Source organism: Candidatus Methylomirabilota bacterium (assembly GCA_036005065.1).
Lineage (GTDB): Bacteria > Methylomirabilota > Methylomirabilia > Rokubacteriales > DASRDR01 > DASYQW01.
The window spans coordinates 1-8,909 of the sequence record DASYQW010000376.1 but is presented as its reverse complement, the minus strand read 5'-3'; the positions used below and the strand labels follow the sequence as shown (position 1 = coordinate 8,909).

General features: G+C 71.2%; 11 protein-coding genes. 5 read left to right on the top strand and 6 right to left on the bottom strand.

Annotation, left to right across the window (positions count from 1 at the left end; genetic code table 11):
* Positions 1-1,109: site-specific integrase (locus VGW35_25550; protein HEV8311042.1), on the top strand; the 1,109-nt coding region annotated here is incomplete at its 5' end.
* Positions 1,110-1,136: 27 nt separating this feature from the next.
* Here VGW35_25550 and VGW35_25545 read toward each other — a convergent pair.
* Positions 1,137-2,531, bottom strand: coding sequence for a glutamine synthetase family protein (locus tag VGW35_25545; protein HEV8311041.1), 1,395 nt, complete (start codon positions 2,529-2,531; stop codon positions 1,137-1,139).
* Between the two features lie 187 nt (positions 2,532-2,718).
* Between VGW35_25545 and VGW35_25540 the strand changes: the two genes are divergently transcribed.
* Positions 2,719-2,895, top strand: a complete 177-nt coding sequence (locus VGW35_25540; GenBank protein HEV8311040.1) for a DUF1328 domain-containing protein — start codon at positions 2,719-2,721, stop codon at positions 2,893-2,895.
* 9 nt (positions 2,896-2,904) lie between these two features.
* On the opposite strand, the gene VGW35_25535 is transcribed toward VGW35_25540, so the two are convergent.
* A complete protein-coding gene (locus tag VGW35_25535) occupies positions 2,905-3,549 on the bottom strand; it encodes a DJ-1/PfpI family protein (GenBank protein HEV8311039.1) in 645 nt (214 codons plus the stop codon).
* 185 nt (positions 3,550-3,734) lie between these two features.
* Between VGW35_25535 and VGW35_25530 the strand changes: the two genes are divergently transcribed.
* The 3 genes from VGW35_25530 (at position 3,735) to VGW35_25520 (ending at position 5,828) form a co-directional block, all read left to right on the top strand.
* Positions 3,735-3,926: a hypothetical protein gene (locus VGW35_25530; GenBank protein HEV8311038.1), complete on the top strand. Its 192-nt coding sequence runs from the start codon at positions 3,735-3,737 to the stop codon at positions 3,924-3,926.
* Between the two features lie 136 nt (positions 3,927-4,062).
* Positions 4,063-5,193: a hypothetical protein gene (locus VGW35_25525; protein HEV8311037.1), complete on the top strand. Its 1,131-nt coding sequence runs from the start codon at positions 4,063-4,065 to the stop codon at positions 5,191-5,193.
* 110 nt (positions 5,194-5,303) lie between these two features.
* A complete protein-coding gene (locus VGW35_25520; GenBank protein HEV8311036.1) occupies positions 5,304-5,828 on the top strand; it encodes a UGSC family (seleno)protein in 525 nt (174 codons plus the stop codon).
* 269 nt (positions 5,829-6,097) lie between these two features.
* Here VGW35_25520 and VGW35_25515 read toward each other — a convergent pair whose 3' ends face one another.
* From VGW35_25515 to VGW35_25500, 4 genes are all read right to left on the bottom strand, one after another.
* Positions 6,098-6,799 (bottom strand): SDR family NAD(P)-dependent oxidoreductase, encoded by a 702-nt coding sequence (locus VGW35_25515; GenBank protein ID HEV8311035.1) that lies wholly within the window; start codon positions 6,797-6,799, stop codon positions 6,098-6,100.
* On the bottom strand, positions 6,796-7,308 hold the full coding sequence (locus VGW35_25510) for an OB-fold domain-containing protein (GenBank protein HEV8311034.1): 513 nt from the start codon (positions 7,306-7,308) through the stop codon (positions 6,796-6,798). The genes VGW35_25515 and VGW35_25510 overlap by 4 nt, the downstream gene beginning before the upstream one ends.
* A 7-nt stretch (positions 7,309-7,315) precedes the next feature.
* A complete protein-coding gene (locus tag VGW35_25505) occupies positions 7,316-8,530 on the bottom strand; it encodes a hypothetical protein (protein ID HEV8311033.1) in 1,215 nt (404 codons plus the stop codon).
* 6 nt (positions 8,531-8,536) lie between these two features.
* The coding region (locus VGW35_25500; protein HEV8311032.1) for an MFS transporter at positions 8,537-8,909 on the bottom strand (373 nt) is incomplete at its 5' end.

Below are 8,909 nucleotides of genomic sequence, written 5' to 3'. Positions count from 1 at the left end.
TGGGGGTCGGGAAGGCAGGGAAGCGCGCGGCTTCGGTGGCCGCCGAGAAGATTCAGGCCAAGCTCGCCTTGGGCGATCTCTCGCCGCTCCAGCCCGCCGCCCCGCCGGCGCCGACCCTCCGAGAGTACGCCCAGCGATGGCTGTCCTCTGAGGCTACGCTGCGCCTCAAGCCCATTACGGCGGAGCGGTACACCATCGTGGTCAACCGGCACCTCCTCCCGGCGTTCGGTGACACGCGCGTGCCGGATCTAACGCGGTCCGCGCTCAAGACTCAGCTGGCGGCCTGGCTGGCGAATGGGAAGGTGCGAGGATCGGGGCCGTTGCGTCCCGGGACGGTGCGGCTCCTGGTGGCCACGCTCCGCGCGGTGCTCAACACCGCGATGGAAGACGGGCTCATCAGCACCAACCCGGCCTCGCGGCTTGGGCGGTTCGTGCGGGCGGACGGTGCGATCGAGGACGAGGCTCCCGATCCGTTCACGGCGGACGAGGTTCAGGCGCTCCTCGGGGTGGCTGAGCGTGAGTACCCCGAGTGGCACCCCTTTTCCCTGACGATGGCCCGGACGGGGCTCCGCATCGGGGAGTGCCTGGCCCTCCAGCGGGACGACGTGGACGTGACGCGACGAACGCTGTGGATTCGGCGCACCTGGACCCGGGGCCGGCTGGGCACCACGAAGGGCGGCCGGAGCCGGGCGGTCGACCTGAGCCCCCAGGCCGTTCAGGTTCTACGGGACTGGATGAGCATCCAGGAGACTGAAGCGGTGGTGGAGGGGAAGCCGCTCTCGCCGTGGCTCTTCCCGTCTCCGACCGGCGGCCCGTGGGATGACCGCTGGCTCCGCTGGCACATCTGGCGGCCCCTCCTCCGGCGGGCGGGTCTCCGGCACCGGGGCCCCCACCAGCTTCGGCACAGCTACGCGAGCCTGCTCATTGCCGCCGGGGCCCACCCAAAGTACATCCAGGCCCAGCTCGGCCATGCCTCCATCACGGTGACCATGGACGTGTACGGGCACCTGTTCCCGGGCACGTTCGCCCGGCTGGTGGACGCGCTCGATGACGCGACCGCCCGCAACCTCCCCGCAACCGCGCCGGCCATGGCGGCCAAGCTCGGCTGATCGGAGGCGCACTTGCGGCACAGCCAATCAGTACTTGTAGAAGTGGTGCTCGACCTCGAAGGCCACGTCCTTGCCGGCGAAGCCCCGGACCTCGGAGCGCTTGACGACGAGGAACTCCTTGGCCAGCGTCTCGCCGAGCGCCGCCCGGAGCACCTCGTCGCGCTCCAGCGCGTCCAGGGCGTCGCCGAGGGAGGCCGGAAGCCGCCGGATGCCGCGGCGCGCCCGCTCGGCCTCGGAGAGCGTGTCGGGATCGACCACGGCCGGCTCGCCCGGGTCCAGCTTCCGCTCGATGCCGTCGAGACCGGCGGCGAGCAGGCCGCCCAGCGCGAGGTACGGGTTGCACGACGGGTCGCACGGCTTGAGCTCGAGGTTGGTGGACTCCATCTCGAGGCCCCGGCGCTTGGAGGGGACGCGGACGGCGGCCTCCCGGTTGTCGGGCCCCCACGCGGTGTAGGCGCTCGACCAGAAGCGGGGCTGGAGCCGCCGGTAGGAGTTGACGCTCGGCGCGGTCAGCGCCACCAGGGCCGGCAGGTGGGCCAGCACGCCGCCGATGAAGGCGTAGGCGGCCTCCGACAGCCCGTAGCGCCCCTTCGCGTCGTGGAAATGGTTCCGGCCGTCCTTGATCCGCCAGAGGCTCCAGTGGATGTGGCTTCCGTTGCCCGCCTCCTCGGGGAACGGCTTCGGCGCGAAGGAGGCGAAGAGCCCGTGCTTGAGCGCCACGCCGCGCGCCGTCTCGCGCACCGTGAGCTGGTTGTCGGCGGCCCGCAGCGCGTCGGCGAAGCGGACCGGAAGCTCCTGCTGTCCCGGCCCGAGCTCGGCGTAGTACTGCTCCGGGTAGACGCCCTGGGCCATGAGAGCCTCGATGATGTCGATCACGACGGGCGCCGCGGAGTCCATCCCGATGGTGGAAAAGCACGGGCTCCGGTCGAGCGGCACGTAGCGGTCCCCTTCGCGCCGGGCCAGGGTGAACTCGTTCTCGAAGGCCGCGCGGAGGATCACTCCGGACTGGCGCGCGCGCTCGATCATCCGCTTGAGGAAGCTGCGGGTGCAGACATCCCACGGCTCGCCGTCCAGCGTCACCATGTCGCAGAGGAGGCGGGCCGACTTCGGCGTATACGGGAGGACCGCGAACGTCTCCGGGTCGGGCATGAGCCGGATCTCGCCGACCGGACCGAAGGAGCCTTCCGGGACGAGCTGGTCGAGCACGTTGAAGGACTGCATGGCGACGGTCAGGCCGATCCCCGACGTGAGGTAGGAGTTCAGAAACTGGGTGTGGCAGGACTTCCCGCGGATGACCCCGTCGTTGCCGCAATAGAGGAAGCGGACGAGCTGGATGTTCGCCGCCTTGCACGTCCGGACGATCTCGCGGGCCCGCGCGGGATGCCGGGTCACTCGAGCGGTCTCGCCATCTCGGGCCGTCATCCCGGGTCCTCCTCTTTCTGTCCGCGGAGGGTCGCTCGATCTTCGTCGCGCCGTGGCGCGCGGGTCAGGTCCACGCTCCGGCATCGGCTTTGCAAAAAACGTCGCAGGAGCAGTCGGCTGCCGCCAGGGTCACCGGTGTGCCGGGATCGACCGCGGCGTCGCGCCGGGCTCCATGGAGGATACGGTGATGCTGAGCTGGGCGCTGACATTCCTGATCGTGGCGATCATCGCCGGTCTGCTGGGCTTTTCCGGCGTGGCGGGCACCGCCGCCTGGATGGCTCACGTTCTGTTCGTGCTGTTCCTCGTCCTGTTCCTGGTCTCCCTGGTCGTGGGCCGCAGACGAGTGCCTCCTCCTCCCGTGTGAATCGGGGTCTCAACGGGCGGCGCCGGCCGAGGCCCGAAGGGCCACGCCGGCGTCGCGCCGGTACTCGATGAACCGGGCGGTCTCGTCGGCGACCTCCCGGCCGAACAGCTTCTCGACCACGTAGAAGGCCATGTCGATCCCCGAGGCCACGCCAGCCGAGCTGATGATCCCATCGTCGACGACGCGTTGCTCTCGATCCACGGTGAGGCCCGCATGGAGCGATTCGAGGAGATCGAGCGCGTTCCAGTGAGTGGTCGCCCGCCGGCCCTCGAGGAGCCCCGCCTTGGCCAGGAGCAGCGACCCCGTGCACACCGACGTGACCTGCCGCGCCTCGGCCGCGACCCGGCGGATCCAGTCGAGAGTGGCCGCGTCGTGCAGGAGGCCGCGAGTACCGAAGCCCCCCGGGACGACCAGGAGGTCGATCCGGGGAGCCTCGGCGAACGCATGGCGCGGGATGACCTGGAGACCACCGGTGGTGGTCACGAAGGCGCGCGCTTTGGCCACCGTGAAGACCTGGAACGGGGCGCTCTCCTCGGAGCGGCGCGAGTCCGCGCCCGGCACCAGCCGGGTCCGCGAGAAGACCTCGAATGGACCCGCGAAGTCCAGGAGCTCCACCCCGTCGAAGATCAAGATGCCGACGCTCCACTTCTCCATGTGAACGCTCCTTCTGCTCGGCGCTCGCCGCCGTGGATGTCTCGCGCGGCCAGCTTAGTCTCACCGGGGAAGCACGGTCAAGCCGTCCGCGCGTGATGCCGTCCGCGCGTGATCGGCCGCGCGTGCCGGTACTCGGATTGCACGCCGGCAGGGCCAGCCCGGTCGCGAGAAAGGACGTGAGGCGCATGCGGGAGCTCCAGGGCAAGTCCGACGGCGGGCACTTTCGCCTCATCTGCGCCGACTGCGGCGTGGAGACGAAGAACGAGTACCTCCAGGACTACCAGTTCATCGCCGCCTGCCCGAGCTGCGGGAAGCAAGCGAGCCTGAAGTTCGACCCCCTCCGCTGGCAGGGACTCCCGGCCACTCCCGCCGTCTAGTTGCTCGGGGGGTCTCGGAAGACCCCCCCGATGCCCCCCCTCGGTTGCGGCGGCACAGCCGCCGCTCGGAGCGCTGCCCGACGCGGCGCGCGCTCGGAGCGAGCTGCCGGGGGTATTCCGGCAGGCTCCTGGCCGCTTGCCGTCACGGCCCCCTCCCACGAGCTTGCGGGGCGGCTCGCCGTCGAGTAGGCTCGAGGCCGGACCCGTCGTCCGGGAGGACCCCATCGCCAGCGAGTCGGACTTCCTCGACGCCATCGAGCGCCTGCATGCCCGCGGAGTGACCGACGGGCTGCCGGTGATTCCGCCGACCGCCGAGCTGGTCGCGCGGTTCGTGGAGGCAGCAGGCCGCTCCGGGAACGATCTGGTCGCGGTGGTGCCACCCAACATGGGGCGGGCCACCGTCGAGAAGCTGGCGGTCAACGCGGTCATGGCTGGAGCGCGGCCCGAGTACATGCCCGCGATCCTCGCCGCGGTGCGCGCCATCTGCGCCGAGCCGTTCGCCCTCCACGGCGTCGCCGCCACCACCAACTCCGCCTCGCCGCTGCTCGTCATCAACGGCCCCGTCCGGAAGGATCTCGACGTGAACGGGGGGGCCGGGGCGTTCGGCCCGGGCTGGCGGGCCAATGCCACCATCGGGCGGACGATCCGGCTGGTGATGCTGAACCTGGGCGGCGCCCGGCCGGGCGTCATCTCGATGTCGACCTTCGGCCATCCGGGACGGTACACCTACTGCATCGGCGAGCACGAGGAGGCGAGTCCCTGGCCGCCGCTCCACGTCGAGCGGGGATTCGCGGCGGAGGACAGCACGGTCGCCGCCTACGCGGGTGAGGCGCCGCACGGCGTGTACGACCACCGGAGCCGGCGCGGTCGCCAGATCCTCAACTCGATCGCGGCGAGCCTGGGCGCGACCTGGAACGTGAAGCTCACGGGCTATGGCGACACGCTCGTCGTCGTCTCTCCCGAGCACGCACGGACGCTCGCCGACGACGGGTGGGACAAGCCGCGGATCCGGCAGTACCTCTGGGAACGCTGCCAGCTCCCGGTCCGCGAGCTCTGTCCCGACGACGAGTGGGGAGAGGGCCTCCCGGAGACCGTGCGGGCCAAGTTCCCCGATCCCACGCGCGAGGAGACGCGCATCCCGAAGTTCCGGAGCCCAGACAACCTGATCGTCATCGTGGCGGGGGGCACGGCCGGCCGGTTCTCCTGCGTCATTCCCGGCTTCACGTTTTCCGGCGGCAGTCAGCTCGTCATCGAGAAGATCGCCTGAGCGGCGGCCAATCCGCCGCTCGGAGCGGAAAATCGGATGTCTGGCCGTCATGACAGGGCGTGAGAGCCATCCAACCACCAGGTGTCGACTCACCCTGAGAGGAGGATCCGATGTCCGCCGAGTTCCTGGACCCGACCGATTCGGTGGCGGTGCCCCGCCGCCGCGCGCCGCGCCCGTCGAGCCTCGACGGCCAGGTCGTCGCGCTGCTCGACATCTCGAAGCCCAAGGGAAGCTTTTTCCTCGACCGGATCGAGGAGCTCCTGCGGGCCGGGTCGCGCCCCAAGGCGATCCTGCGCCTGGCCAAGCCGACGTTCGCCAAGCCGGCGCCCGACGCCCTCCGCCAGGATCTCCTCGCGTCCGCCGACCTCGTCATCGAGGCGCTGGCTGACTGAGGGTCGTGCACCACGTGCAGTGTGCACGACAGCGTCTTCTTCGAGGACCACGGCAAGCCGACCGCGACCATCATCACGACCGAGTTCGTCCGGGCCGCGCACGCCCAGGCCGAGGCGCTCGGGCTTCCGAGTTACCAGCCCGTCGTGATCCCGCATCCCATCCAGCCGCTCCTCGGCGATGAGGTCCGCGCGCTGGCCGACAAGGCGTGGCAGGAGATCCAGGCCCGGCTGACCCAGGGCTGATTCCGCGCCGACGCGCGCCGCCGCTGCGCCCGGCGGCCGACGGTTGGTGGTCCACTCCGAGCGCGGGCTTCGCCCGCGCCACCTTGTTCCTGGGGGTGGGTGTGGAAGGGGGCCGTCGAGGCCTCCTCCCAGGGCCTAGGAGCGTGTCGGAGTAACCCGGCGCCGGCCACCGAGCGCGTGGTGCATCGAGGAGTGCTCCGAGCGGCGGCTTCGCCGCCGCCACGACGGGGAGGGCATCGGGGGGTCTTCCGAGACCCCCCCGAAATGACCTAGATCAGGAGAAGCGTGCCGGTGACGTCGGCCGCGGCGTCGGAGGCGAGGAAGCGGATCGCCCGGGCGACCGATTCCGGCGTCACCCAGCTCGAGGTATCGGCATCGGGCATCGCCTTCCGGTTCGCCCAGGTGTCGAGCGTGCTGGGCAGGACCGCGTTGACGGTGATGCGGTGGGGCCGGGCTTCGTGCGCCAGCGCCTGGGTGAGGGCGATCACCCCGGACTTCGCCACCGTGTAGGCCAGGGACCCGCCGACGGGCGGGACGACCGAGCGGGCGGCCACGTTGATGATGCGACCCCCGCCGCCCGCGATGAGAGCCGGGAGCGCGGCTCGGCAGCACAGGTAGGTGCTCTTCAGGTTGATCGTCATCATGCGGTCCCAGGTCGGCTCGTCCGTGGCGAGCAGGTCCCCCGGGGTGTAGCCCCCCACGACGTTGACCAGGATGTCGAGGCGCCCGGCCTGGGCGATGACGTCGGCGACCAGCTCGCGCACGCTCTCCTCGACGGTCACGTCCACACTCACTCCGAAGAACCGGTCCCGACCGCCGGGGGTGAGGTCGGCCGACAGGATGCTGAGCCGGCTCGCGTCCCGGTCGGTCGCCGCCACCAGGGCGTCGTCCTCGAGAAAGCCGATGATCACGGCCCGCCCGAGAGCGCCGGCGCCGCCGGTGACGATGGCGACCTTGTCTTGGAGGCTCACGGGGCGGGCATGCGCCAGAGCCGCCCCGAGGCTGGCTCGGCCGACAGACGGAACTGCGGGAGCACGAAGTCGGGCGCGATCGGCTGGAAGACGACCTCGACTCGAGCCCCGATGGCGACGGCCGACTCGCGCTCGGGCCGGAAATCGTGCGTCACGAGGTTCGCCACCAGGCGAACCCCGTCGTCCGGAGTCGGGGTCCCGCGCTGCTCGTCGAGCTCCACGATGACCACGGGGTAGGGCGTGAAGTCGCGGAATCCCGGCTGGATGGCGTGGACGACGATCTCGTAGGAATAGATGGTCCCCCGGCCGCTCACCGGCTGCCAGCGCCACCCGAGGGACCCGCACCACGGGCAGCCGGCGCCGGGGGGGTAGCGGAGGAGGCCGCAGTCGTCGCACCGGCGGACGACCAGCCGGCCGGCCCGGGCCGCCTCGAAGTACCCGTGCCACTCCGAGTCGCTCTCGGGGACGATCAGCATCATCCCGCGGTACTCGACGCGCAAGTCGCCCACGCTGGCCCTACCGCCGGAGAATCAGCGCGCTGCCGGTGGCCGGCGTCGCCCAGCCCATGTTCATCGCGATCTCGGCGTCCCGGACCTGGCGGCAGCCGCCCGGCCGGTAGTCGTAGCTGTGGACGCCCTTGGCCGCGTCGGGGCAGTAGTCGTCCACGGTTCCCCGGAGCTGGCGCACGTTCTCGATCACCATGCTCATCCCGTGCGTGTAGCCCTCGCAGAGGTGGCCGCCGCTCGTGTTGTTCGGCCGCCGGCCGCCGAGCTCGATCGCGCCGCTGGCCACGTAGGCCCCGCCCTCGCCCTTCGGGCAGAACCCGTACTCCTCGAGCTGGAGCATGGCGGTGAACGTGAAGGCGTCGTAGGCGCCCGTCACGTCCACGTCGTCCGGCCCGATCCCGGCCGCCGGGAAGACGAGCTCGCGGGCGTGGTAGCCGGCCACCCGGGTGATCCGGCCCTGGTAGAGGTAGTCGGCCCGTGGCTTCGACACCCGGCCGGCCGCCGCCCTGATGTGCACCGGCCGCTGGCGGCAGTCGCGCGCGCGCTCGGATGACGTCACGACGAGGGCGGTGGCGTTGTCGGTCTCGAGACAGCAGTCGAGGAGATGGAGCGGCTTGACGATGAAGCGCGAGGCCAGGACCTCCTCGACGGTCACCGGGGTCTTCAGGAGCGCCTTGGGGTTGGCCGCCGCGTGCCGGGAGTGGGCGACCTTCACGTGAGCGACCTGGGCGGAGGTCGTGCCGTACTCGTACATGTGACGCATGAAGGTCGGGGCGAAGCGCTGGCCCGCGCTGACCATCCCGAATGGACGATCGGCCAGCTCCAGCCCGCGCACCGGCGCCGCCGCCCGCACCCCCGTCCACCCGATGCGCACCTCGCTGTAGCCGTTCATGGATCGGAAGATCGCGACGGCGCGGCAGAGCCCGACCTCCATGAGGCCCATGGCATAGGCGATGAGCCCCTCGGTGCTGCTTCCGCCTCCGATCACGTCGGCGAAGGTGTTGAGCCGGAGCCCGAGGTCGGCGGCGATGGCGGGGGAGGGCGTCGAGTCGTTGCCGTGGTAGGACAGCATGCCGTCCACCTCGTGGAGCTCGAGACCGGCCTCGACGATCGCCTTCCGGACGGCCTCGACGCCGAGGGCCCGCGTCGACCGTCCTGAGGCGCGGCTGTATTCCGTCTCGCCGACGCCCACGATGCAGTAGCGGTCGCGGATTCCCGTCCCCACGGCGCCCTATCTTACCTCAGAGGCCGCGTCCGCCGGTGGTCGGGCGAAGGCGGCCAGCAGCGCCAGCGACACGACGTTGAGCGCCGCCGCGCCGCCGAACGCCCAGGCGTAGCTCCCGGTCACGTCGAAGATCCACCCTCCCAGCACGGGGCCGAGGGCGGCCGTCGGTCCCGCGATCCCGAAGATCAGCCCCACCAGGCTGCCCGCGTGGGCGGGGCCGAAGAAGTCGGTGACGATAGCCGGCATCAGCGCGGTGACGGCGCCGTAGGCGAACCCGTAGACCGCGGCCGCGGCCAGGAGGCTCGGCGCCCCGGTGGGCAGCGTCAGGCCCGCGAAGGAGAGCGCCTGGAGTCCGAGGGAGATGCCGAGCGCCGGCCGC